29 protein-coding genes are annotated in these 22,612 nt (G+C 65.5%); 11 read left to right on the top strand and 18 right to left on the bottom strand.

The window, feature by feature from the left end; translation table 11 throughout:
- The 4 genes from BLW38_RS16420 to BLW38_RS07210 form a co-directional block, all read right to left on the bottom strand.
- On the bottom strand, window positions 1-264 hold a 264-nt coding region (locus BLW38_RS16420; RefSeq protein WP_245710091.1), incomplete at its 3' end, for a helix-turn-helix domain-containing protein.
- A 173-nt stretch (window positions 265-437) separates the two neighbouring features.
- A complete protein-coding gene (gene rpl12p / locus BLW38_RS07220) occupies window positions 438-779 on the bottom strand; it encodes a 50S ribosomal protein P1 (protein WP_092816417.1) in 342 nt (113 codons plus the stop codon).
- Between the two features lie 18 nt (window positions 780-797).
- Window positions 798-1,844 carry a 50S ribosomal protein L10 gene (locus BLW38_RS07215; RefSeq protein ID WP_092816415.1) on the bottom strand — a complete coding sequence of 349 codons (1,047 nt, stop codon included), beginning with the start codon at window positions 1,842-1,844 and terminating at the stop codon, window positions 798-800.
- The gene (locus BLW38_RS07210) at window positions 1,841-2,479 is read right to left on the bottom strand and encodes a 50S ribosomal protein L1 (protein ID WP_092816413.1); all 639 of its coding nucleotides are present in this window, start codon (window positions 2,477-2,479) and stop codon (window positions 1,841-1,843) included. The genes BLW38_RS07215 and BLW38_RS07210 overlap by 4 nt, the downstream gene beginning before the upstream one ends.
- Before the next feature lie 261 nt (window positions 2,480-2,740).
- Here BLW38_RS07210 and BLW38_RS07205 point away from each other — a divergent pair, with 261 nt between their 5' ends.
- On the top strand, window positions 2,741-3,190 hold the full coding sequence (locus BLW38_RS07205) for a hypothetical protein (RefSeq protein WP_092816411.1): 450 nt from the start codon (window positions 2,741-2,743) through the stop codon (window positions 3,188-3,190).
- A gap of 83 nt (window positions 3,191-3,273) precedes the next feature.
- On the opposite strand, the gene BLW38_RS07200 is transcribed toward BLW38_RS07205, so the two are convergent.
- The 3 genes from BLW38_RS07200 to BLW38_RS16740 all read right to left on the bottom strand — a co-directional run bounded on the left by BLW38_RS07200 (window position 3,274) and on the right by BLW38_RS16740 (window position 5,441).
- Window positions 3,274-3,750 carry a 50S ribosomal protein L11 gene (locus tag BLW38_RS07200; RefSeq protein WP_092816409.1) on the bottom strand — a complete coding sequence of 159 codons (477 nt, stop codon included), beginning with the start codon at window positions 3,748-3,750 and terminating at the stop codon, window positions 3,274-3,276.
- Window positions 3,751-3,918: 168 nt separating this feature from the next.
- Window positions 3,919-4,347, bottom strand: a complete 429-nt coding sequence (locus BLW38_RS07195) for an archease (protein WP_092816406.1) — start codon at window positions 4,345-4,347, stop codon at window positions 3,919-3,921.
- Window positions 4,344-5,441, bottom strand: a complete 1,098-nt coding sequence (locus BLW38_RS16740) for a DUF502 domain-containing protein (RefSeq protein ID WP_092816404.1) — start codon at window positions 5,439-5,441, stop codon at window positions 4,344-4,346. The genes BLW38_RS07195 and BLW38_RS16740 overlap by 4 nt, the downstream gene beginning before the upstream one ends.
- Window positions 5,442-5,595: 154 nt before the next feature.
- Here BLW38_RS16740 and BLW38_RS07185 point away from each other — a divergent pair, with 154 nt between their 5' ends.
- A complete protein-coding gene (locus tag BLW38_RS07185) occupies window positions 5,596-6,069 on the top strand; it encodes a GNAT family N-acetyltransferase (protein WP_092816402.1) in 474 nt (157 codons plus the stop codon).
- Between the two features lie 103 nt (window positions 6,070-6,172).
- Window positions 6,173-7,636 carry an RtcB family protein gene (locus tag BLW38_RS07180; protein ID WP_092816400.1) on the top strand — a complete coding sequence of 488 codons (1,464 nt, stop codon included), beginning with the start codon at window positions 6,173-6,175 and terminating at the stop codon, window positions 7,634-7,636.
- Between the two features lie 16 nt (window positions 7,637-7,652).
- Here BLW38_RS07180 and BLW38_RS07175 read toward each other — a convergent pair whose 3' ends face one another.
- Window positions 7,653-8,237, bottom strand: a complete 585-nt coding sequence (locus BLW38_RS07175) for a hypothetical protein (RefSeq protein ID WP_092816398.1) — start codon at window positions 8,235-8,237, stop codon at window positions 7,653-7,655.
- A gap of 191 nt (window positions 8,238-8,428) precedes the next feature.
- On the opposite strand from BLW38_RS07175, the gene BLW38_RS07170 reads away from it, so the two are divergent.
- On the top strand, window positions 8,429-9,154 hold the full coding sequence (locus BLW38_RS07170; protein WP_092816396.1) for a DUF47 domain-containing protein: 726 nt from the start codon (window positions 8,429-8,431) through the stop codon (window positions 9,152-9,154).
- Window positions 9,155-9,202: 48 nt separating this feature from the next.
- On the opposite strand, the gene BLW38_RS07165 is transcribed toward BLW38_RS07170, so the two are convergent.
- The 3 genes from BLW38_RS07165 to BLW38_RS07155 form a co-directional block, all read right to left on the bottom strand.
- Window positions 9,203-9,994, bottom strand: a complete 792-nt coding sequence (locus BLW38_RS07165) for a TMEM165/GDT1 family protein (protein ID WP_092816394.1) — start codon at window positions 9,992-9,994, stop codon at window positions 9,203-9,205.
- A 129-nt stretch (window positions 9,995-10,123) separates the two neighbouring features.
- Window positions 10,124-12,397: a CDC48 family AAA ATPase gene (locus BLW38_RS07160; protein WP_092816392.1), complete on the bottom strand. Its 2,274-nt coding sequence runs from the start codon at window positions 12,395-12,397 to the stop codon at window positions 10,124-10,126.
- Complete coding sequence (locus tag BLW38_RS07155; RefSeq protein ID WP_092816390.1) at window positions 12,394-12,639, bottom strand: DUF7127 family protein; 246 nt, start codon at window positions 12,637-12,639, stop codon at window positions 12,394-12,396. Before BLW38_RS07155 ends, BLW38_RS07160 begins: the two co-directional genes overlap by 4 nt.
- 231 nt (window positions 12,640-12,870) lie before the next feature.
- On the opposite strand from BLW38_RS07155, the gene BLW38_RS07150 reads away from it, so the two are divergent.
- On the top strand, window positions 12,871-13,656 hold the full coding sequence (locus tag BLW38_RS07150) for an alpha/beta fold hydrolase (RefSeq protein ID WP_092816388.1): 786 nt from the start codon (window positions 12,871-12,873) through the stop codon (window positions 13,654-13,656).
- Between the two features lie 155 nt (window positions 13,657-13,811).
- Here BLW38_RS07150 and BLW38_RS07145 read toward each other — a convergent pair whose 3' ends face one another.
- Entirely contained in the window at window positions 13,812-13,988 is a 177-nt protein-coding gene (locus BLW38_RS07145) for a 50S ribosomal protein L37e (protein ID WP_092816386.1), read from the bottom strand.
- Window positions 13,985-14,221, bottom strand: a complete 237-nt coding sequence (locus BLW38_RS07140) for an LSM domain-containing protein (RefSeq protein WP_092816384.1) — start codon at window positions 14,219-14,221, stop codon at window positions 13,985-13,987. The genes BLW38_RS07145 and BLW38_RS07140 overlap by 4 nt, the downstream gene beginning before the upstream one ends.
- A gap of 207 nt (window positions 14,222-14,428) precedes the next feature.
- On the opposite strand from BLW38_RS07140, the gene BLW38_RS16665 reads away from it, so the two are divergent.
- From BLW38_RS16665 to idsA3, 4 genes are all read left to right on the top strand, one after another.
- Window positions 14,429-14,563: a hypothetical protein gene (locus BLW38_RS16665; RefSeq protein ID WP_281241164.1), complete on the top strand. Its 135-nt coding sequence runs from the start codon at window positions 14,429-14,431 to the stop codon at window positions 14,561-14,563.
- A gap of 2 nt (window positions 14,564-14,565) precedes the next feature.
- Window positions 14,566-15,633, top strand: a complete 1,068-nt coding sequence (locus tag BLW38_RS07135; RefSeq protein ID WP_092816382.1) for a YeiH family protein — start codon at window positions 14,566-14,568, stop codon at window positions 15,631-15,633.
- Window positions 15,634-15,892: 259 nt separating this feature from the next.
- Window positions 15,893-17,245, top strand: coding sequence for a ribonuclease J (locus tag BLW38_RS07130; protein ID WP_092816380.1), 1,353 nt, complete (start codon window positions 15,893-15,895; stop codon window positions 17,243-17,245).
- The gene (idsA3, locus tag BLW38_RS07125) at window positions 17,242-18,288 is read left to right on the top strand and encodes a geranylfarnesyl diphosphate synthase (RefSeq protein WP_092816378.1); all 1,047 of its coding nucleotides are present in this window, start codon (window positions 17,242-17,244) and stop codon (window positions 18,286-18,288) included. Before BLW38_RS07130 ends, idsA3 begins: the two co-directional genes overlap by 4 nt.
- 40 nt (window positions 18,289-18,328) lie before the next feature.
- Here the strand turns inward: idsA3 and bcp are convergent, their stop codons facing one another.
- The 3 genes from bcp to priS form a co-directional block, all read right to left on the bottom strand.
- The gene (gene bcp, locus BLW38_RS07120) at window positions 18,329-18,796 is read right to left on the bottom strand and encodes a thioredoxin-dependent thiol peroxidase (protein WP_092816376.1); all 468 of its coding nucleotides are present in this window, start codon (window positions 18,794-18,796) and stop codon (window positions 18,329-18,331) included.
- A gap of 34 nt (window positions 18,797-18,830) precedes the next feature.
- Window positions 18,831-19,811 (bottom strand): DNA replication complex subunit Gins51, encoded by a 981-nt coding sequence (locus BLW38_RS07115; protein WP_092816374.1) that lies wholly within the window; start codon window positions 19,809-19,811, stop codon window positions 18,831-18,833.
- Window positions 19,812-19,876: 65 nt separating this feature from the next.
- A complete protein-coding gene (priS, locus tag BLW38_RS07110; protein WP_092816372.1) occupies window positions 19,877-21,040 on the bottom strand; it encodes a DNA primase small subunit PriS in 1,164 nt (387 codons plus the stop codon).
- A gap of 99 nt (window positions 21,041-21,139) precedes the next feature.
- Here priS and BLW38_RS16205 point away from each other — a divergent pair, with 99 nt between their 5' ends.
- Window positions 21,140-21,286: a hypothetical protein gene (locus tag BLW38_RS16205; RefSeq protein WP_177167456.1), complete on the top strand. Its 147-nt coding sequence runs from the start codon at window positions 21,140-21,142 to the stop codon at window positions 21,284-21,286.
- Window positions 21,287-21,329: 43 nt separating this feature from the next.
- On the opposite strand, the gene BLW38_RS07105 is transcribed toward BLW38_RS16205, so the two are convergent.
- On the bottom strand, window positions 21,330-21,611 hold the full coding sequence (locus BLW38_RS07105) for an amphi-Trp domain-containing protein (RefSeq protein WP_092816369.1): 282 nt from the start codon (window positions 21,609-21,611) through the stop codon (window positions 21,330-21,332).
- 246 nt (window positions 21,612-21,857) lie between these two features.
- Here BLW38_RS07105 and BLW38_RS07100 point away from each other — a divergent pair, with 246 nt between their 5' ends.
- On the top strand, window positions 21,858-22,133 hold the full coding sequence (locus BLW38_RS07100; RefSeq protein WP_092816367.1) for a PadR family transcriptional regulator: 276 nt from the start codon (window positions 21,858-21,860) through the stop codon (window positions 22,131-22,133).
- Window positions 22,134-22,191: 58 nt separating this feature from the next.
- On the opposite strand, the gene BLW38_RS07095 is transcribed toward BLW38_RS07100, so the two are convergent.
- Window positions 22,192-22,512 carry a hypothetical protein gene (locus tag BLW38_RS07095; RefSeq protein ID WP_092816365.1) on the bottom strand — a complete coding sequence of 107 codons (321 nt, stop codon included), beginning with the start codon at window positions 22,510-22,512 and terminating at the stop codon, window positions 22,192-22,194.
- Window positions 22,513-22,612 lie beyond the last annotated feature (100 nt).

The following is a 22,612-nucleotide window of genomic DNA, read 5'->3' as shown; positions in this document are numbered from 1 at the left end:
GCGAAGGTTCGAGAGGTTCCGATAGAAGCGTGCGACGGTGGCTTGGGCGGCCTTTGAGTGTAGTTTACTGAAGACGGGCCACTTTCGCTTCCAGTCGGGAAGTTTGTTGTTCTGGTCGTACTCACTCGGCTTATTGTCTTCCGGGGCTTGTTCGTAGTCCCAGCGGACGTGGTTGTAGAGCTGGCGATGAACATCCAGATGGTGTTCCAGTCCAGCCGCTACCTCTTGTGTCGGGTAAGCGTGGTAGCGGTGACTGTGTTCCATCGCTGTCTATTGATTAGTGATGTGTTCATTTAGTGGTTTGTATCACGAGTTGTCGGCTTCATCCCCGAGGTCAAGCCTCGGGGTATTCGCCTTGTCCGCCGATAAAAAGTGTCTCGTGAGGAACGAGCTGGTGGTCGGGCGCCCGTGGGGGCGCGAACTCCGGATACGGAGCGTTAGCCGAACAGCTCGCCGAGGCCTTCGCCGCCGTCGCCGTCTTCCTCGTCGTCCTCGTCAGCCTCGTCGGCTTCCTCGGCCTCGTCCTCGGCCTCGTCCTCGCTCTCGTCGGCGTCCCCGCCGGCGTCAGCGGACCCACCTGCGGCGGCACCGGCGGCCGGCGCGGCGGCGGCCGTCTCGATGGCCTCCTCGATGTCGACGTCCTCGAGGGCCGCGACGAGGGCCTTGACGCGGGACTCCTCGACGTCGACGCCCGCAGCGTCGAGCACCGACGTGATGTTGTCTTCGTTGATCTCTTCGCCCGTCTCGTTCAGGATGAGCGCAGCGTAAACGTATTCCATTGGTGTAATCTCCGTGTGTTATCCGAACATCGCGCCGAGACCGTCGCCCGCGTCGCCGTCGTCGCCGTCGTCTTCATCGGCGTCGGCAGCGTCGTCGGGCGTCTCCTCGGCGTCCGATCCTTCGTCAGCCTGTTCCTCCTCGTCCGCATCGGCGTCCGCCGTGGCTGCTTGGGCATCGACGCCCTGCAGCTCCTCGGGCAGCGCCTCCTCGTCGTCGATCTGCGCCGCGAGCGCGCGTAGCTGGGCGTCGGCCTTCCCGATCAGGTCGGGCACGACGTCCGGACTCTCGATCTCGGCGTGCAGGGCGACGGACTTGGCCTCGCCGGACGCCTTCGCGAGAAGGGTACCGGCGGTGCGAGCCGTCGGGTAGTTGGCGTTGACCGAGAGGTTGCGCGCGGCGGCGGCGGCGGACTGGACGTCCGCCGCGTACTCGTCGACGTCGATCGCGAGTTCCTCGGGCTCGAAGAGCACGCCCTCGGAGTAGACGGACTTCAGATCGAGTCCGACCTCCTTGGGCTCGATGCCGAGCTCGGTGAGGACGTTCGCGAGGTCATCCGAGACGACCTCACCCTCCTCGAGCACGGTCGAGTCCTCGGTGACCTGGATCGAGCCCTCCTGAATGCGGGCGGCTGCGCCGACCGTCTGGAGCTCGCCGACGAACGGTCCCGGGTCGACGCCGGTGTCGCCCTCGGGGATGACGATGTCGTTCGGGGCGACCTCGCCGGCGTTGATCGGCGCCGGCGTCTTCGAGGCCTCGAGCTGCTTGTAGAGTCCGAAGGGGTTGTCGTTCGTCCCGACGAGCGCGACCTGGCCGCTGACGTCGCCGACGAGCTGCTCGACGCCGTCGTCGACGTCCTCGAGCGCGCGGACGACGAGCGTGTTCCGGCTCATCCGCAGGTCCGCGGAGCCGTGGAGCTCGCGCCGCATCAGCTGCAGCTGGCGGCTCGGGATGCCGGCCACGCCGACGACCCCGACCGAGGCGAAGGAGTCGATGAACTCGACGAGCTCGTCGACCTCCTCCTTTTTCCACTCGGGGATGGTCTCGGTTCGTCGTGCCGAGCTCATACGGGCACCTCCGCGGCGGGACCCATCGTCGTCTTGACGAAGATCCCGTCGATGTTGAGCGGACCCTTCTCGAGGTCGGCCTCGAGACGACGGATGATGACGTCGACGTTGTCCGCGATCTCTTCGGCGCCCATGTCCTCCGCACCCACGCGGGTGTGGAAGGTGCGTCGGTCACCCGAACGCAGCTGCACCGTGTTTTTCATTCTGTTAACCGTTTCGACGACGTCGTCGTCCGGCTGGAGTGGAGTCGGCATCTTGCCGCGCGGACCGAGGACGGTACCGAGGTACCGACCGATGTCCTGCATCAGGCTTGCCTCGGCGATGAAGAAGTCCGTTTCATCGGCGAGGTCCTTTGCGGCGTCATCGTCGTCGCCGAGGTCCTCGAGGTCCTCGCCGTCGAGAACCTCGTCGGCAACCTCCTCGGCGCGGACGGCGGTTTCGCCCTCCGCGAAGACGATGATCTGCGTCTCCTGTCCCGTTCCAGCCGGCAGCACGATCGACTCGTCGACGCGATTCGACGGATCGTTGAGGTCTAGATCGCGCAGATTGATCGCGAGGTCCACCGTTTCGCGGAAGTTCCGCTCGGGTGCCTCCTCGAGTGCGCGAGAAACTGCCTCCTCTATTGTGTCTGCCATTTTTCACCTCCGTAGTACGCAGGAACGCTCCTACGGGTCAGTGAAACAGGCGAAGCCTGTCTCACCGGGATTTGCCCCAGCCGGCGTTTAAACCCGTCGAAGCCGTGATGCGCGTGGGATCGGGGCACAGGGACTGCGCCGGCGAGGTGGTGTTCGTTTGGGATGAATCTCCGTCGGAAGTGGTCTCCGTTGGGGGATGTTCGCGACGATCGGCTCCACGACCGGGAAAAGACTGATGCGCCGACCCCCGCTAGTCGACCCGTGGCGTCCGGCTGGACCGCGCCGATCGCGGCGACCGCGTTCGTCTGGCTCCTCGTCAGCGTCGCGTGTCTTCCGGTCCTTGCGGCCGGGAGCATACGCGCGGCGATCGACGACTGGCCCACCGACCGGTACGCCGTGAACTACCTCCTCCTCGTCGGTATGGTCGTGCTCGGCAACGTCGCGGTCTTTCTCGGCGGCGTCGTGGTTCGTGGTGGGATCGGCGGGATCGAGCTGATCCGCTGGACGCTCCTCGTGGCGGTCGGCTATCCCACTCTCGTCTGGATCGCACTCGCGGGTATACTGCCGGCTGCGGGTCGGTGGGATCCAGCTGTGGAGGGTCTCGATGGGCGGATCGTGCTCGCCGCCGCCGCGCTCTGGTACGCGATCGTCCTCTCGATCGCGGCGGCTGTGACGTTCTTTCTGCTGTTCGTGCTGTACTTTCCGGGGTGACGGTCGAACGACTCAAGCGGTGAAGTGGTCGGCGATGCCGACGCCCTCGAAGAGACTGGCTCGCGACGGAGACGAGACGTCGACTACTCGGCGAGGACGTCGTCGTACTCGCCGGCCTCGACGCGGTCGTCGAAGGTCCGTGCGTCCTCGCCGTCGATCGTGACGCCCAGGGAGGCACAGGTGCCGCCGATCTCCTTGGCGGCGTTCTTCGTGTCGTACGCCAGCAGGTCGGAGGATTTCTGCTCGGCGATCGTCTTGACCTGTTCGACGTCGAGGTCGGCGACGAACTCCGACTGCGGCTCGCCGGAGCCGGTGTCGAAGCCGGCCTCGTCCTTGATTAGCTCGGCGGTCGGCGGGACGCCGACCTCGATGCTGAAGGAACCGTCGTCCTCATACTCGACGGTGACGGGGACCTCCATCCCGTCGAATGCGGCGGTCTCCTCGTTGATATCGCTGACGACGTCCTGCACGTCCACGGGCGTCGGTCCGAGCTCGGGACCGAGCGGCGGGCCGGGATTGGCCTCCCCGCCCGGAACGAGCACTTCGATGGTTCCAGCCATACGCGTACGAACCCGACCGCGACTTTTAACGGTTGTTCTTCGGCGTCGGGCACGCGAGCGGTTCGCACAGCCCGCAACCGGCCCGATACGGTGTCGGATCTAGTGAGGAGTGTCCGTGTGAATCCGTGTGTCTCTGTGTGGCGTGTACGCGCTGTTCCCTCGAGCCGTTCACACGTCGAAGACGACGTAGGCGTACCAGCCGTCTCCCCGACGCTCGAGCACCATCTCCGAGTACGTCACGGCCTTCACGTCGCGGGCAGCGACCTCGCTGAGCGGCACGCCGCGGGCGCTTGCGGTGACGGCCCAGGCGTCGGCGTCAGTCGTGTCGGCGTCGGGATGGCGGACCCGGCACTCGTGATCGACCGGGAGCACGCCGCGGACGTCCCGTTCGTATATGAGTTCGTCGAGGTAATCGAACAGCGCCGCCTCGCCGGATTCGGCGGTGACGTCGATCGAGAACCGATCGCCGCCGCCGGACGGATCGCTGCACATCGCTGCCGTCAATCCCGATGCGACGTCGGCGAAGACCGTATCGATCGAATCCGCCGTGGCCTCGACCGCCACGTCGGCGGTGTGATCACGAAGTCGGTGCGTCACGTCGATCCCCCCTCGTCGGCCGCCTCGCCGTCGAGATCGTCGTGTCGTTCGGGTGGTACGTCCGTCGAGTCGCTGTTCGCCAGGTCCCGCTCGGCGCGTTCGGAAGGCGGCGTCTCGGTCGGAGCCCGGGCCGATTTCCGGCGGTCAGCGCGCTCCGCGGGAGGCGACGTTTGGCGGATGTCGCCGGAGTGGTCCTCCCGGTCGCGCTCCCGCCGAACGATCGCATCCGGTGTTTCGGCTTCCCGTGGGTTGATCGCCTCGTCGTATCGTTCCCGCCGACCCGCCATCACTCGATCGTCCGATGTGGCCCTCCGTGCCGACGCCGTCGGGTCCAGCCGTTGTTCGACGCGGCCCAATCGGGAGAGGTCCTGTAGCGTCTCGGCCGACACACCCGCCGTCCCGGCTCGTCCGATCCCCCCGCCGTCGACGTCGTCCCCGATCGCGACGCCGCTCGTGACGAGCGCCTGGATCCCCTCCTCGACCGTCAGATCGATGTCGACGATCCGCGATTCGGGAACGAACAGGACGTGCCCACCCATCACCGGGTTCGGGGCCATCGGCATGAACAGCGTCCGCATCCCCTCCCCGCCGCGGTCGGCCGCGTCCGCGATCGGGTCAGGGGTGTGACTCGTCACGAACGCCAGCGTGTAGGTTTCCTCGGTGGGAAACTCCACGAGGACGACCTCCTGGAAGTTTTCCCCGTCGGAGTCGAGCATCACGTCGGACATCCGCCGAAAGCTCTCGTAGACCGACCCGACCCCGGGGACGCGCTCGATCAGGTAATCGAAGTAGTCGACCGCTAACGCCCCGTATCGCGAGGAGTTCACCGTCAACCCGACCCCGAGTATCACCAATAGAAGTACGAACGGAGTGGTGATCTCCACGAGCGGTTCCCGCCCGATCACGCCGACGATCGGCACCGAGATCCGCGGAGAAAACGGAAGGATCGCGTCCGAGAACAGGTCCAGATACTGGTAGACGTAGTTGAACGCGATCGTCAACACGATGATCGTGACCATCAACGGAACGATGACCGCGACGCCGGTGAGGAACCCGCGTCGCAGCTCCTCGACGAGCGGCCGGTTCGTTCCCATTGCCACTGTCCAGGAGGGTGGAGAGTATAATCGTTCTGACGTGGACTGGTCGCCGTCGACGACACGGTATCGGCCGCTGGACCGGGGTGACGACGCTGGCAACGATGGTTCGGGACGGAGGAATTATATTCGACGCCCGCGTTAGCCGTTTTTAGTGAGCGTCACCGTCGAAAAACGGATCGATCAACCCGGGAACGTCGAGCACGTCTCGGCGGCCTGGGATCTCAAGGAGACGATCCGCGAGGAGGAGGACGTACTCCGGCAGCGACACGGGTTCTTTACGGACGCCTATCGGCGCTCGCGGGCCCACCTCCTCTTCGAGAACGACGACCTCGTCGCGTTCGCCTGCGTTCGACGTGACGGCTACCTCCTGTTTCTCGGCGTGGCGCCCGATGCCCGCGATCGCGGCTACGCGCAGCGGTTGGTCGCCGAGATCGCGGAGGAACATCGGTCGGTCACCTGCCACGCCCGGTCGACGAACGAGAACGCGATCGGCTTTTACAAGCACCTCGGGTTTGAGGTCAAACGCCGGATCAATGACTACTACGAGGACGGCGGCGACGCCTATTACCTCAAGCTCGGCCGCGACTCGCTGCGCGATCGGCTTGCCGAGATCGTTCACGGGTGAGCCGCCGGTCGCGGTCGGGACGCTTCAGCATCCGCGGCCACCACACGCCACCAGTCGCCCGTGCGTCGTAACGCTATTCCACCTGCCCGGCCTCCCTCGAGGTATGACCACCCGCGAGTTCGGCGACGTTCGCCTGCGGAAGGTGCGCGAGCACGTCTGGGAGATCCCCCGGGAAGACGGTATGAACGTTCCCGCACGCGTGTTCGCCTCCGAGTCTCTCCTCGAAGCGATCGGCGAGGACGACACGCTCACCCAACTCCGGAACGCGACGCACCTCCCGGGAATGACGAAGTACGCGCTCTGTATGCCCGACGGCCATCAGGGGTACGGCTTCCCGGTCGGCGGCGTCGGCGCGATCGACGCCGAGGAGGGATGCATCTCTCCCGGAGCGATCGGCTATGACATAAATTGTGGGGTGAGAATGGTGAAAACAAACCTCGAATACGGCGACGTCCGGGGCCGTGAGGAGGAGCTCGTCAACGCCCTCTTCGACCGGATCCCCTCCGGACTCGGCGGCGGCGGGATCGTCACGGGTGACAGCGACACGGTCGAGGCGATCCTCGAGCGTGGCGTCGAGTGGGCGATCGATGCAGGGTACGGCGTCGAGTCGGATCTCGAACACTGTGAGGACGAAGGGCGTCGTCCCGACGCCCGACCGGAGTTCGTCCCGCAGAAGGCGAAGGACCGCGGCCGCAACCAGATCGGCTCGCTCGGATCGGGCAACCACTTCCTCGAGGTACAGCGCGTGACGGACGTCTTCCGCAAGGGCGTGGCCGACGCGTACGGGCTCGAACCGGGGCAGATCGTCGTCCTGATCCACTGTGGATCACGGGGGCTCGGCCACCAGACGTGCACCGACTACCTGCGGCGGATCGAGAAGCGTCACGGGGATCTCCTCGAGGAGCTGCCGGATAAGGAGCTTGCGGCGGCCCCGGCAGGGTCCGAACTGGCGTACGAGTATTACGGCGCGATGTGCGCGGCGATCAACTACGCGTGGGTCAACCGACAGCTCATCACCCACCGGACGCGGACGGTGTTCGGCGAGATCTTCGATGCCGATCCGATCGATGACCTCGGAATGGAGCTGCTCTATGATGTCGCTCACAACATCGCGAAACGCGAGACCCACGTCGTCGACGGCGAGGAACGCGACCTCTACGTGCACCGCAAGGGCGCAACACGGGCCTTCCCCGCAGGTCGCGAGGAGATTCCGGAGGTCTACCGCGACGTCGGTCAGCCGGTTATCATCCCGGGGAGTATGGGCGCCGGCTCCTACGTCCTCCGCGGCGGCGAGAACTCCCTCGACGTCTCGTTCGGCTCGACCGCCCACGGCGCCGGGCGGCTGATGAGTCGCACGCAGGCCAAACGCGACTTCTGGGGCGGCGATGTCCAAGACGACCTCAAAGAGCAGGAGCACGTTTACGTGAAGGCGCAAAGCGGGGCGACGATCGCCGAGGAGGCGCCCGGCGTGTACAAGGACGTGGACGAGGTCGTCGACGTCAGCGACGCGCTGGGTATCGGCGACACGGTCGCTCGGACGTTCCCCGTCTGCAACATCAAGGGGTAGTTCAAGATAGCCGGTATTAGCCCCAAAAACCGCCCGATCCGCCGTCGGGACCGGACGGACCGCCCGGTCCACGCGGACGGTCCGGTTCTCGGCCGAGGTTGAGCCGGATCCGCTCGGCGTCGGTGTCGGTTCGCGGATCGACCTCCCGGCCGTCCTCGAAGCGAACGAACGAGAGGTAAAAGGGCTCGCCGCAGCCGACGTCGTCGGTCTCGGTCTCGTCGGCGGTGGGTGCGTCGGCAGTGGGCGCGTCGGCGCCGTCGTCGACGTTTTCGGACGTCGTGCCGCCCGTATCCGGCGCCCAGGTCACGCCGTCGCTCTCCCCGCACACGAACCGGACGCCGTCCGGATCCGGCGACGTCCGTCGATCCCGCGTCTTCCTCTCCTCCGCCGTCGTCTTTCTCTCCTCCGCCGTCGTCTCCCCCTCATCCGCCGTCGTCTCCCCCTCATCCGATCCGTCGTCCCCGAACGCCACGCTCGGAGCAACGTAGGTCCATCCCTCGAGCGGGTACGGCGTGACGGCCTTGTCGTCGAGGTAGCCCTCCCGATCGACCGCCACGAGCGTCTCACAGTGCGGACAGTAGTACGTGACCGGGTAGCTCATCGATCGATCGTCGCGTGCGGAACGGTAAGTCGACGTCGACACGGGTGAAACGGATCGACATCGGCACCGGTGAAACGGATCGACGTCGACACGGGTGGATCACCGTCAGCACTGATGGGTATGGATCGAGGGGATCCAATATATAGGCCACTTATAAGACTACTTCGGGCCGACGGGAGTGGGATCGATCGATGGCCGCACAACCCGAGCGGCGGTTCGACGACCGGATCGTCTCGCGGACGGAGGCGTATCTCGACCGGATCGACGAGTGTGTCCGCCTGTTGTCGGACCTGCTCGATGCGTACGTCGACGGCGGCGCCGACGATCCAACCGTCCGGGATCTCGTCGACGCGATCACGACCCGCGAGAGTGACTGCGACCGCCTCAAGCGGGACATTTCCGCACAGATCACGAACGCCGATGCCCAGGAGATCGGGCTGCGAAACGCCCGGATCCATCTCAACTCTCCACGCGTGGTCGATCTGTATCAACGGCTCGATGCGATCCCCAACGCCGTCGAGCGACTCGCCGAGGAGCTGACCACGATCGCTCCGTCGCGTGCGGCGGCACCCTTCGACCGATTCGACGAGATGGCGCGGTGTGCCGAGCGAGCGATGGACGCGCTCGCGGACGCCGTCGCGTGCTACGTCCGGTTGCTACGGTCCCCGTCACGGTCAGACTCGATCGCCGCCGAGATCGCCACGGTACGGGGTGCCGAAAGCGCCGTCGATGAACTTCGTAACGACGTGGTCGACACCGTCTTCGCCGACGACGCGATCGAGTGCCCGTTCGTCTACCGGACCATCGCACTCCGGTTCGATGAGGTCCTCGACGCGATGGAGGACGTGACGGACACGCTCGTGTTGGTCTCGAGCACTGCGTCGTGGATCACGACCGAACCCGACGATCAACGGTGAGTCGCCGGGACTCCGACGTCGGCAATTCGGACCGCCATCGGCGGCGAGTCAGGCGACGATCGCGAGGATCGCCGCCGCGACCGCGTCGACGGCGGTATCCCACACCGACACGCCAGTCACGATCGCCTGGAGCGTGTCGATCCCGAAGAACGCGAAGGCGGCACCCGAAAGGAGGTGTGCCGTCCGAAGGTCGAACCGGTTCGCGAACCGGAAGAAGACGAACGCGTTCACGAGACTGACCGGAATGATGGCCGCCATCTCCCCCGCCCAGATGGCGGTGGGAAACCCGGGATACTGGGCGGCGAGCCCGATCGTGACGAGCTGCGTCTTATCGCCGAACTCGCCGAACGCCATCAGTGCGAAGATCGGGAGGAAGCCGCCAAACGTGTTTGGAACCTGCCACCCGAGATATGGCACGCGAACGTCGAGGTCCCCGTCGAGCATACTCGTTCCGCCGTCGTCGTCCGGCATCGAGGCGTCGGCTGCGCCGGTCGCAGTATCGGCCGTTTCGGTCGCGACACCGGCCGTTTCGCCGTCATCGATCCCGCCGTCAGTTCGGGGGCGTGGCGGCGCCGATCGAAGGAGCGCGATCGCAAAGAACAGGAACAATACCCCAGTGAGCAGGTCGAGATAGACCCCGGGAAGTAGCCGCTGCACGTAGCTGCCGAGGGCGATCTCGAGCACCGTCCACCCGGCGAAGGCGCTCCCGGCGGCGGCGACGACCAACAGGGGGTTGTACCGCGTCGAGAGGCCGGCGATGATGAACTGCACTTTCTCGCCAGGCAGCACGGCAAGCTGGGCGAGAAAAGCGATCACGACGACATCCATCCAGGTCGTCATTCCGTGACGTCCCCGTCGACGTGTTCAGTCCGCATTCGGTGGGAGTTAGACGCGTCTAACTTTTAGGTTCTCCGTATCGAGGCTCATCGGAACGGGTGAGCAACCGTCCGAGGACCTCCGACCGATTCCTTACTGGAAGGCGCCGCCGGGGGTTGCCTCGGGATCGGACTCGACTTCGGAGCGTTTGAACTGTTTCTCGATCTCCGCATATCGCTCGCGCGTTTCGTCGGTTACGCTCGGGACGACCTCATCGAGTGCGTCCTCGAAGTGGGCCATCGTCACGCGGACGTTGCCCACCGACTCGCCGACCTCCTCCCTGTCGACGCTGTCGATGAACTCGCGGGAGGCGTTCATCGAGGCCTCGCGGGCGACCGCCTCGATGTCGGCGCCGACGTAGCCCTCGGTCTTGCGTGCGAGGGCGTCCAGGTCGACGTCGTCGGCCAGGGGTTTCTCGCGCGTGTGAACCTCGAAGATCCGGCGGCGCCCCTCCTCGTCGGGGACGGGCACGTGGACGTGCCGGTCGAGCCGACCGGGACGCAACAGCGCCGAGTCGATGAGGTCGGGACGGTTCGTCGTGGCGATCACGACGACGTCCTCAAGCGACTCGAGTCCGTCGAGCTCGGTCAGCAGCTGGGAGACGACGCGCTCGCCGACCCCCGAATCGCCCGTGTTCTGTCCGCGCTCGGTCGCGATCGAGTCGATCTCGTCGAAGAACACGATCGTCGGCGCGTTCTCGCGGGCCTTCGAGAAGACCTCACGGACGCCCTTCTCGGACTCGCCGACGAACTTGTTCAACAGCTCGGGGCCCTTGATCGAAATGAAGTTCGACTCCGCCTCGTTGGCGACCGCCTTCGCCAGCAGCGTCTTGCCGGTGCCGGGCGGCCCGTACATCAGGATGCCCTTTGCGGCCTCCATGTCGAGCTGCTCGAAGACCTCGGGGTACTCGAGGGGCCACTGCACGGTCTCGCGGAGCCGCTCTTTGGTCTCCCCGAGCCCGCCGACGTCCTCCCAGGTGACGTCGGGGACCTCGACGAAGACTTCCCGAAGTGCGGAGGGTTCGATGCCCTTCAGCGCCTCCTTGAGGTCGCGCTCGGTGACCTGGATCGACTGGAGCACGTCCGCGTCGATCTCGTCGGACTCCAGATCGAGCTGGGGACGGATGCGCCGTAGCGCGTGCATCGCGGACTCCTTGGCGAGACTCTCCAGGTCGGCGCCGACGAAGCCGTGGGTGTTCTCCGCGTACTCGTCGAGGTCGATCCCGTCCACGAGCGGCATGTTCCGCGTGTGGACCTGCAGGATCTCCTTGCGGCCGTCGCGGTCGGGCACGCCGATCTCTATCTCGCGGTCGAACCGTCCGCCGCGCCGGAGCGCGGGGTCGATCGCGTCCACGCGGTTGGTGGCGCCGATGACGACGACCTGGCCGCGTTCCTCGAGGCCGTCCATCAGCGACAGGAGCTGTGCGACGACGCGTCGTTCGACGTCGCCGCCGGCCTCCTCGCGTTTGGGGGCGATCGAGTCGAGCTCGTCCATGAAGATGATCGCCGGCGCGTCCTCGGCGGCCTCCTCGAAGACGTCGCGCAGCTGCTCTTCGGACTCGCCGTAGTACTTGGACATGATCTCCGGACCGGAGACCGTGTGGAAGCTGGCGTCGATCTCGTTGGCGACGGCCTTGGCGATCAGCGTCTTGCCGGTGCCGGGCGGGCCGTGCAGCAGGACGCCCTTGGGCGGGTCGATGCCGAGTCGCTTGAACAGCTCGGGGTGACGCATCGGCAGCTCGATCATCTCGCGGACCTGTTCGAGCTCCTCGTCGAGCCCGCCGATGTCCTCGTAGGCGACGTCCGGCGTGGCGTCGCCGCCCGCGCCGACGTCGCCGGCGCTCTCGACGATCTCCTCGGCGGGTTTTTCGGAGATCTCGATCTCGGTGCTATCGGTCACGACCACCGTTCCGGAGGGCGTTGTCGAGGCGACTTTCAGCGGGACCGCCTGCGACTGGCCGCCCATGAAGCCGAACCCGAGCGGCAGCTGGACGTTCTGTCCGGGCGTGACGGGCTGACCGCCGAGTTCGCGGCGGATCAGCGCGTCGATGTTGCCCCGGATACCGAGCCGCTGGGGTAGCGCGACGGTGACCCGTTCGGCCGGCTTGATTTCGACCTTCTCGACGGTCACGTGGTCGTCGATCCCGACGTCGGCCTCCTGTCGGAGACGACCGTCGATGCGGACCACGCCGGTGCCGTCGTCCTCGGGGTAGCCGGGCCAGACGCGTGCGATGGCGTTGCCCGACTGTCCGCCGATGCGGACGAAGTCGCCGCCGGAGAGGTCGAGCTCCTCGGCGGCGACGCGGTCGATCGCGGCGAGACGTCGGCCGGCGTCCTTCTGTTTGAGCGGCTTGACAGTGAGCTTCATTTCGCCACCTCGATGATCAACACGCCGTTGTTCACGGCCGCGTCGGCGGCCGGACCGGGCAGGTCGAGTTCGGTTTCGGCGTCGCCGTCGTCGCGGTCGATGACGACGATCGCCGTCTCCCCGACGGTGTCCACGGAGACGTGCTCGTCGTCGACGCCGAGGTCGGCGGCGACGACCCACCGGCCCGGGTACTCATAGCGGCGAAGAACGGGCTCGCCGTCGGTGATTTGGGTGATATTCATTGTATCCTAACTCCAAGTTAGGTGGGCAAATATATAAACCTGTCGCCAAATGATCGCAAGAGGGCGCCGGGGACACGATCGAGAGTGTGATTGCGGTTCGGAGCTGGGTTCGCCGAACGCGATGGACTCGGCCGTGACGGGCTTGGTCGTGATGGATTCGGTCGCGATTGGTTCGATCCGGACACGACGGTTTTTGTTCCCACGCGCGAAACACATATCATAGCTCGATCCATGGAACACGTTACACACCACGGCCGGCGGACCGCCTATCGCGTCTTCGAGGGGGACGGCGAGGGGCCGACGATCCTGTTCGTTCACGGCAGCGGCGGCACCCACACGGTCTGGAAGTCCCAGGCACGGCTCACGGACACGGCTCCCGTCGTCTCGATCGACCTGTCCGGTCACGGCGACAGCGAGGACGTCGACGCCGATCCCGGCCTCGAAACGCTTGCCGCCTACGCGGACGACGTCGTCGCGGTCGCGGAGGAGACGGGCGCGACGGTGATCTGCGGGAACTCCCTCGGTGGCGCGGTCGCACAGTGGGTCGCGCTCGAACGCGAATACGCGGACCGGCTGGAGGGGCTCGTGTTGCAGGGAACCGGGGCGAAACTCGCGGTCCTTCGGGACCTCCGGGACTGGCTCGCCGACGACTTCGAACACGCGATCGAGTTTCTCCACGGGCGAAACCGGCTCTTTCACGACGCGCCCTCCGAATACACCGCGTTATCGATCGACGCAATGCGGCAAAGCGGCCGCACGATCGTCGAACGCGATTTCCTGACGTGTCACCGGTTCGACGTCCGCGACCGCATCTCGACGATCGACGTCCCCGCCCTTGCGGTTGCCGGCGAACACGACCGGCTGACGCCGCCGCGATACCACGAGTTCCTCGCGACGGAGATCCCGAACTGCGAACGGGTCGTCATCGAGGACGCCGCACACCTGGCGATGATCGAACAGCCGGCGGCGTTCAACGCCCTGCTTCGTCAGTTTCTCGGCCGGATCGCGACCGTGTGAGACCGGCGCCAGGACGGTCAAGACGGCGGTCAAGTGGTTGAGAACCCGTCGCTGACTGTGGTGGGATGCGGAACCGAGGAAGAGTCGTCGTCTCGGGTCGCATCGATCGGTCGCCCCGGTTGATCGGGGGCGACTCGATCCGCGGTGCCGTCGACTCAGTTATCGCCGGACTTCGACTGCCAGGCGTACTCGCGGCGCTTGGCGGACTTGCCGAACCCGCACGCCGAGCAGCGTTCCTTCTTGAGGTGGTAGGAGTTCTCGCCACAGCGGCGGCACTTCACGTGAACCGTCTTGTTCTTTTTCCCCTGGGAGGGCGTTCCGGCTCCGGTCATGCTTTGATGGTGACGACGTTATCGCCGCGTATAATCGTTGTGTCTTCGACCGCGACGGCGAACTCCCCGTCGCCCTCGACGCGATCGTCGGCGGCCTCCTCGGGGTCGATGACCAGGTTCATATGCTGGTCATAGCCGGCGAGCAGGCCGTAATACGTCGTTCCGTCCTTGAGGTGCACGGTGACGGCCTCGTTCAGCGACGACTCCAGCACGTCGAGGGGTCGACCACTCATGGTTCGGATCGCCTCCCGTCGTCATAATAAACATACCGGGATACCGCCGCTCGATCTTCCCGATCGGTCCGATCGGCTTGGTCCGACCGGTCCGATCTCCCTGATCGGGTTCGACTGCGTCCGCGGGACCGGACGGGATTGCCGATATCGGTGACGAACCGGAACGGATCAGCAGGTTTTACTCGCCCACGCCGATACCCGGAACCAATGACTGACCATGGGTCGGCAACCGAACGCGCCATCCGGTGGTGGACGGGGCTCGACCGAGGCTGGCAGGCGATGTGCGTGTCGTTCGTCCTCGTTGCCGCGATCGTCGGGATCGATCTCCCGATCCCGTGGTGAGGATGGCGTCGACGTTGTGGGCCGGTGGCCGGCGCGTGCTCCCGGGTATTGCGGTCCTGGTCCTCGTCGGACTCCTGGCTCGTGTGGTTACGGCCGTCGTTCCCATCGGGAGCCACCTGCTCGTCGCGATCGGGATCGGGGCGTTCGTCGCGAACGTCTTCGGCGTCCCGGACTGGGCGACCCCCGGCGTCGACACGCACGGTCTCTGGCTCGAGGCGGGGATCGTCCTGTTGGGTGCGACCGTCGCGGCCGGGCGAGTCATCGGAGCCGGCGGTCGCGTGCTCGCTATCGTGCTCGGCGCCGTGATCGCCACGGTTCTCCTCGTGGAGGCCCTTTCGCGATGGGTGATCGGGATCGACGAGAAGGCCGGATCGCTGTTGGCTGCGGGCTCGGGGATCTGTGGCGTCTCCGCCGTCGCCGCCGTTGCCGGCGCCATCGATCCCGATCGTCGGCAGGTCGCGTACGCCACGGCGACGGTTCTCCTGTTCGACGCGGTCACCCTCGTCGCGTATCCGGCCGTGGGCCGGCTGCTCGGTCTGTCCGACGTCACCTTCGGCGTCTGGGCCGGGTCAACGATGTTCAGCACCGGCCCCGTCACCGCCGCGGGACTCGCGTATTCGCCCGCCGCGGGCGAGTGGGCGGTCCTCGTCAAGCTCGCGCGAAACGCGCTGATCGGCGTCGTCGCCGTCGGCTACGCGATGTACTACGCGGGCGGGGCGACCCATAGGCCACACCGCGAGCCACACGACGACGGAGCACACGACGACGCCCACGAGTCCCGATCGGCGGTTCGAGTCCGGATCCGACAGCTCCGTGAGGGCGTCCCCGTCTTCTTGCTCGGGTTCCTCCTCCTGATCGCCCTGTCGACGATCGGGATGTTCACCCCCGCACAGCGGACCGCGATCGGCAACACCTCGAGCTGGCTGTTCCTGGTCGCCTTCGCAGGGTTGGGGATGCGGATGAACGTCCGGGAGTTTCGCGAGGCGGGGATCGCGCCGGTCGTCGTCGTCCTGTTGGCGCTCGTCGTCGTCAGCTCGGGGACGCTTGCGGTCGCGATGGCGATCCTCTAGCCGGGTGCGCCGCCGTGGCTCGGCCATCGATTGTTCGATCACGCCCTCGTGGCGAGGAGTAACCCACACAGTTTTTAAGAGGGGCCCGTGTACGCGTAGATACCATCATCCCGCGGGACACGGTGAGCCGACGTCGGCTCGACCGAAGCGGGGCCCTCGCCGACGTGCTGTAAGACGCCGGGGCATTGGCCCCAGATGCGGGTTTCAGTGAGCAGTATCGCCGTTCGAACGCGGCTTTGGATGCTCTGGGAACACAACTATGGAAATCGAAATCGCAACAATCGGCGGATACGAAGAGGTCGGTCGACAGATGACGGCGGTCCGAGCGGGCGAGGACATCGTCATCTTCGACATGGGCCTGAACCTGAGTAAGGTCCTGATCCACGACAACGTGGAGACCGAGAAGATGCATAGCCTCGACCTGATCGATATGGGCGCCATTCCGGACGACCGCGTGATGTCCGAACTCGAGGGCGACGTGCAGGCCATCATCCCGACGCACGGCCACCTCGACCACATCGCGGCGATCCCCAAGCTCGCCCACCGGTACGACGCACCGATCGTCGCCACCCCCTTCACGATCGAGCTCGTCCGCCAGCAGATCCAGGACGAGGGCAAGTTCCAGGTCGACAACGACCTGGTGAAGATGAACGCGGGCGCCACGATGGCGATCGGCGACTCTGAGCAGGTCGAACTCGAGTTCGTCAACGTCACCCACTCGGTGATCGACGCCATCAACCCCGTGCTGCACACGCCCGAGGGGGCGGTCGTCTACGGGCTCGACAAGCGGATGGACCACTCGCCCGTCATCGGCGACCCGATCGATATGGACCGGTTCCGCGAGATCGGTCGCGAGGACAACGGCGTCCTCTGTTACATCGAGGACTGTACCAACGCCGGTCGGAAGGGTCGAACGCCCTCCGAATCGGTCGCGCGCAAGCACCTTCACGACGTGATGCGCTCGGTCGAGGACTACGACGGCGGCATCGTCGCCACCACGTTCTCCTCCCACATCGCCCGCGTCAAGAGCCTCGTGGAGTTCGCCGAGGAGATCGGGCGACAGCCGGTTCTGCTCGGTCGCTCGATGGAGAAGTACTCCGGCACGGCCGAACGGCTCGACTTCGTCGACTTCCCCGGCGACCTGGGGATGTACGGCCACCGGAAGTCGGTCGACCGAACGTTCAAGCGGATTATGAAGGAGGGCAAGGAGAACTACCTCCCCATCGTCACCGGTCACCAGGGTGAGCCGCGCGCGATGCTCACCCGAATGGGCCGCGGCGAGACGCCCTACGAGCTGGACGACGGCGACAAGGTCATCTTCAGCGCCCGGGTCATCCCGGAGCCGACCAACGAGGGCCAGCGCTACCAGTCCGAACAGCTTCTCCGGATGCAGGGTGCACGCATCTACGACGACATCCACGTCTCGGGTCACCTGCGTGAGGAGGGCCACTACACCATGCTCGACGCGCTCGAACCCCAGAACGTCATCCCGGCCCACCAGAACCTGCAAGGGTTCTCGCCGTACGTCGACCTGTGCCGCTCGCAGGGCTACAAACTCGATCGTGACCTCCACGTCACCGAAAACGGGAACGTCATCCAGCTGGTCGAATGACGAACGACGCGACGGAGGCACGGGTTCTGGACGCGGTTCGACAGCGGCGCGAGCTCGTCAACGCCGCGATCGACGAGGAGCTCCCGCTGGCGGAGCCCGAGCGCCTCTATGAAGCGTCCCGGTACATCCTCGAGGCCGGCGGGAAACGGCTCCGGCCGACGGTCGTCCTCCTGGCGGGGGAGTCGATCGCCGACGTCGATCCCGGCTCCGTCGACTATCGGTCGTTCCCGACGGTGTCCGGATCGACCGTCGACCTGCTGCGGGCGGCGGTGTCGATCGAGGTCATTCAGTCGTTCACGCTGATCCACGACGACATCATGGACGAGGACGACCTCCGCCGGGGCGTTCCCGCGGTCCACGAGGCCTACGACACGTCGACGGCGATCCTCGCCGGCGACACGCTCTACTCGACGGCCTTCGAGATGATGGCCGACACCGACGCTGATCCGGCGAACGGACTCGAGGCGATGCGGATGCTCGCCTCGACGTGTACGAAGATCTGTGAGGGGCAGGCGCTCGACGTGGCCTTCGAGTCACGTGGAGAGATCCTCCCGGACGAGTATCTCGAGATGATCGAGTTGAAAACCGCCGTCCTCTACGGCGCGGCCGCTGCGACCCCGGCGATCCTGCTCGGCGCCGACGACGAGGTCGTCGACGCCCTCTACCGGTACGGGATCGACTCGGGCAGCGCCTTCCAGATCCAGGACGACGTCCTCGATCTGACGGTTCCCTCCGAGGAGTTAGGCAAACAGCGTGGCTCGGACCTCGTCGAGGACAAGGAGACGCTCATCACGCTGCACGCGCGCCAGCAGGGCGTCGACGTCGACGAACTCGTCGACGCGGAGATCCCGACCGACGTGACTGACGCCGAGATCGAGTCCGCGGTGTCGAAGCTCCGAGACGTCGGCTCCATCACCTATGCCCGGGAGAAGGCCGAGGAGCTCACCGAGCGGTCGAAACGACACCTCGAGGTGCTTCCCGACAACGAGGCACGCCGGACGCTCGCCGAGCTTGCCGACTACCTGATCACGCGCGGCTACTGACGTCGGTACTCTCCTGACCGGCCTCCATACCCGACGTCGGTCACGTCCGTTCGTTCTCGACGTCCGCGAGGATCGTCTCAGCGTGGTCCTCGGGGTCGACCCCCTCGTAGGCGAGGACGATCTCGCCGGCCGCGTCGACGACGTAGGTGTTCCGGAAGACGCCGTCGACGACGTTGCCGAACACGTTCTTCTCGCCGTAGGAGTCGTAGGCGCTGGCCACGGACCCGTCCGCATCCGACAGGAGGTGGAACGGCAGGTCGTACTTCTCGGCGAACGCTTCGATGTCCTCGACCGGATCATCACTGATCCCGACGACGGCGACGTCCGCCTCGGCGTACTGTCCCCACGCGTCACGGAATCCGCAGGCTTCGGTCGTACATCCCGGCGTGTCCGCCCGCGGGTAGAAGTAGACGACGGTGTAATCGGCGTCGATCGACTCGAGCGAGACCGTCTCGCCGTGCTGGTTCGACAGCGAGAACGACGGGGCGTCGGCACCGGGATCGAGCATACCCGCTTCTCGTCGGCCGTCGACAAAAAGCCCGCTATTCGATCCGTTCGGCGGCGTCCCGCTCGAGTAACGGATCGGCGTTCGCGGTCGGAAGCGTCACGACGTCCTCCCGCTCCAGATCGTACTCGCGCTCGTCGACGCCGAATATCTCTCCGACGTCACGAGTGATCCGGACGACGGTGCGGTCGAGCACCGAGTCGCCATCGGCGTTAGTCCCGGTCATCCCACCGTGTGGAGCGGCGTCGACGGCCGGCTCGTCGGTGTCCGGATCCGTCGCCGTAACGTCCGGATCGTCCGTTTCGGCCGTGGCATCGGTCGACGGCGGATCGGAGCCCATCGCCTCCGCGAGCGTACCGCCGTCGGCGGTACGTTCGAGGTCGGCGTCAGGTTCGTTTTCGGTCATACCCCTGGATTCGGCTTCCGAGCGCGTCTCCGGCGAGCTTTCCGATGTCCCTGCGGCTCGGCCCGCCGTCTGTTCCGTCGATGGCTCCTCCGGCGGAATCGGGGCGGTCGTTTCTCGGGATTTCGATTCGGCGGTGGAGTGTGCCGCCGACTCCGGCGTCGCCGTCGGCTCCGATCGCGTTTCCGGGTCTTCCCCACCGACCGCGTCCGTTTCCGCGCTCGACTCCGCCCCCGTAAGGACGTCGAGGACGGCGGACTTGTTGGTCTCGATGCGGGCCACCAGGTCCTCGAACAGCTCGCGTTCCTGGGTCGTCATCCCTTCCTGCTCGACCGGCATATCTGCGGCCGCGAAGGAGGCGAGCTTGACGACCTTCCCGATGCGGCGTTCATACAGCGCCTCGGCGACCTCCTCGGCCGTTTCGACCTCATCGGACATTCGGCGAACGTCGTCGTCCGAGAACGGGTTGTCGACGCGTTCGGCTCGCCGATCGCGTGCGGCACGGAGGTCGGCGATGTAGGACGCGACGTCCTCGTAGAACGTGTCTCGAAGATGCTGCAGGCTGTCCTTTCGACGTTCCTTGGCCTGCACCGATCTGAGTTCGTCCAGATTCATCGTGTATGCGTGTCGTTAGGGAAGGGGGTATTCGTCCGGTAACACCGTCACGGTCCCGCCCGAGATCATCGTTCCGGGGCCTTACTGGCACTATCACGTGCCATCAGGAACACGCCGACGTACTCGGGGACCGTGTTCGTTCCTGGCTCCACCATCACGGTCTCGCCGTTTAACTCTACCGTCGCCGGCTCCGAACAGTCGATCTCGATCGTGCGGTCGGTGAACCGGTTCGGGACGGCGTCGACCAACGGATCGAACGCGTCGAGTTCCGTCCGCGGGATCCGGCACACCTCGAGCCCGCTTCCGCCGTGGAGGGTTCCGGGAACACGGATGAGCCGGTGGGTATCGGTCGTCACCGGCTCGTCGACGGGCGCCGTTCGTGATGCGGTCACCTGTGCACAGAGCGCCTCGACAAGCCGGCGAACTCCGGGACCACCCGCTTCGACGTTTCCGGCCCGAACCGCGTCCGGGTTTCGTCGGAACGCGCCGAGGATCGTCGTTGCGCGTCCCTCGCCGATTCCGTCGAGCTCCTGGAGCCGTGCCACGGCCGCCTCCTCGTCCATCTCCCGGAGATCGTCGGCGTACTCGACGAGCGCTTCGTGAACGCGTTTTCCCCAGCCACCCTCGGTCCGGAGCACGCGTTTCGTGGTTCCCTGCTCCTGTTCGGTGCGGATCAGCCCCTCGACGTCGAGGTCGATCGCCCGGACGTAGTCAACGATCTCCCGTCGGGCCTCGCTATCCAACTCGAGGACGGCCTCGTCACGGACGTGGACGTGGTAGCCGCGGCCGCCCGAGAAGACTATCTGGAGGTTCTCGAACCCGAAATCGTTCTCGAGAAACGCGAGGAGCCGTTCGAGCGCGTCCTTACAGGCCGACAGCATCTCGGCGTACGTCGCCGACTCCGGGTCGATCGACGGGAGGTGGTCGGCGTCGAGATCGAAGACGAGGTCGGCCCGGCGCCACCCCTTCTTCCCCATCGTCGACGCGCCCGGATCGTCGTACTGTGCCGCCGAGAAATAGGCGTGTCTCGGTGCGGTTTCCCGGAAGAACGCATCGAGGTTTCCGAGGTCCAGAAGCGACTGGTGGCGGACCATCGTCGTCCCGCTGCCCGGCGTCCACGGAATGTGGCCCCACTCGCGCTCGTTCGCTTCGGACGGCGGGGACAGCGACGTCGCTCGGTAGTAGTCGCCAAAGCGCCCCCGGAGGTACTCGCGCGTCCGATCGTCCATCGCTCTCGGTCGGTAACACCGGTCGGCGTAAAGTCGTTCCGTTCGGTACTCCTCGTTCGGTCGTCGGACCTATGTCGGTCCCGCTGTGATCGATCCGGTATGCGCGAGGAAGACGAGATCCGCGAGCAGTACGAGTTCCTGAAAGCACAGCTTGAGGACGAGGAGATGCGTCACGAGGGCGTCAAGGAAATGTTCACCTACTACAAGCGGGCGCTCGGGTGGGTCCTCGAAGAGGAACATATCTGAGCACGACCCATCGATCCAGATGAACGACGTCGCTCGCGCGACCTCACTCGATCGATAGCGTTGCGTCCGTTCCGTCCGCATCGGTCCCGACGTCCCATTCGATCTCGAGTTCGACGCTCAGCTCCTCGTGACCGCCCTCGGTTTCACGTTCGGCCGTGACCTCGAAGGTCGCCCGCGGTGGCACCGACAGCGTGACCGATTCCTCGCCGGCGGCCAAGGTAACCGGCTCACCGGCTTCAAGCTTGTCGGCGACGGTCCGGAGGGAGGTCGCGATCGATTCCCGAGATTCGACGGATTCACTGGCAAAAATCGTCTCTTCAGGCATACCTCACCTACGTCGTTGAAGTATAAAAATCGACGCCGGCGATGCGGGCCGTTTCGAAACGCCGATTCTTCGGCCGTGACGTGTCTTCACAGAATTATATGTCATATTTGCTGTCAAAAACACTCAGTGAGTTGTCTCGTTTGAATATTATCCAAACACCGTTTCATCCGTATTTCCACCCAGTATCGATCGTGGATCCGGTATATTTATCAGATATCGATGTATATGATTGAATAGAATTCATAAATGTACGATCTGACAGGATTCCAGCGGGATCTGTTGTACGTGATCGCTGGACTCGACGAGCCGCACGGACTCGCGATCAAGGATGAGCTCGAGGATTATTACGAGAAGGAGATCCACCACGGTCGCCTCTACCCGAATCTCGATACGCTCGTCGAGAAGGGGCTCGTCGAGAAGGGCCAACGCGATCGCCGAACGAACTACTACACCCTCACACGACGTGGTCAGCGTGAGATCGACGCCCGCCAGGAGTGGGAGTCGCAGTACGTCGACATCTGACCGCGGCACCAAACGGGGCGATCGACGCACCGCTTTCTTGACTCATCACCGGAAACGTCTACATCCGGTACCGGCGATCGTCGTCCTGCTGCGGATACTGTGCGTCCCCCGTCATCTCGTCGACGGACATTCCCATCAGGTACTCGTCGTAGGACACGTCGTACTCGTTTCGCAGTTGGAAGTCGAGATCGCCGGTGTCCACCGTCGTTCGGAACAGCGCGTGGATCCCCCGCCGGACGAGCTCATCCGCGTCGGCACCGGTCGCAGCGACCAGCATCGCCAGTTCGGTTCGAGTTTCCCGATCGAGTTCGACGTCCGTGGAGTCACCGAGTTCGCCGTACGTTCCCTCAACCGCGGTCGTCAGATCCTCAAGCGTCATAGCTTCCCGCAGCGTCCTGCCGCCGAAACCGGTTTCGGATCGTCTCGTCGGCGTCGCCGTCCTCGCGGTCGCAATACGCCAGGCGACGGACGATCGTCGA

This window comes from Halopenitus malekzadehii, assembly GCF_900108505.1.
GTDB lineage: Archaea > Halobacteriota > Halobacteria > Halobacteriales > Haloferacaceae > Halopenitus > Halopenitus malekzadehii.
This window is presented reverse-complemented; position numbering and strand designations above follow the sequence as displayed.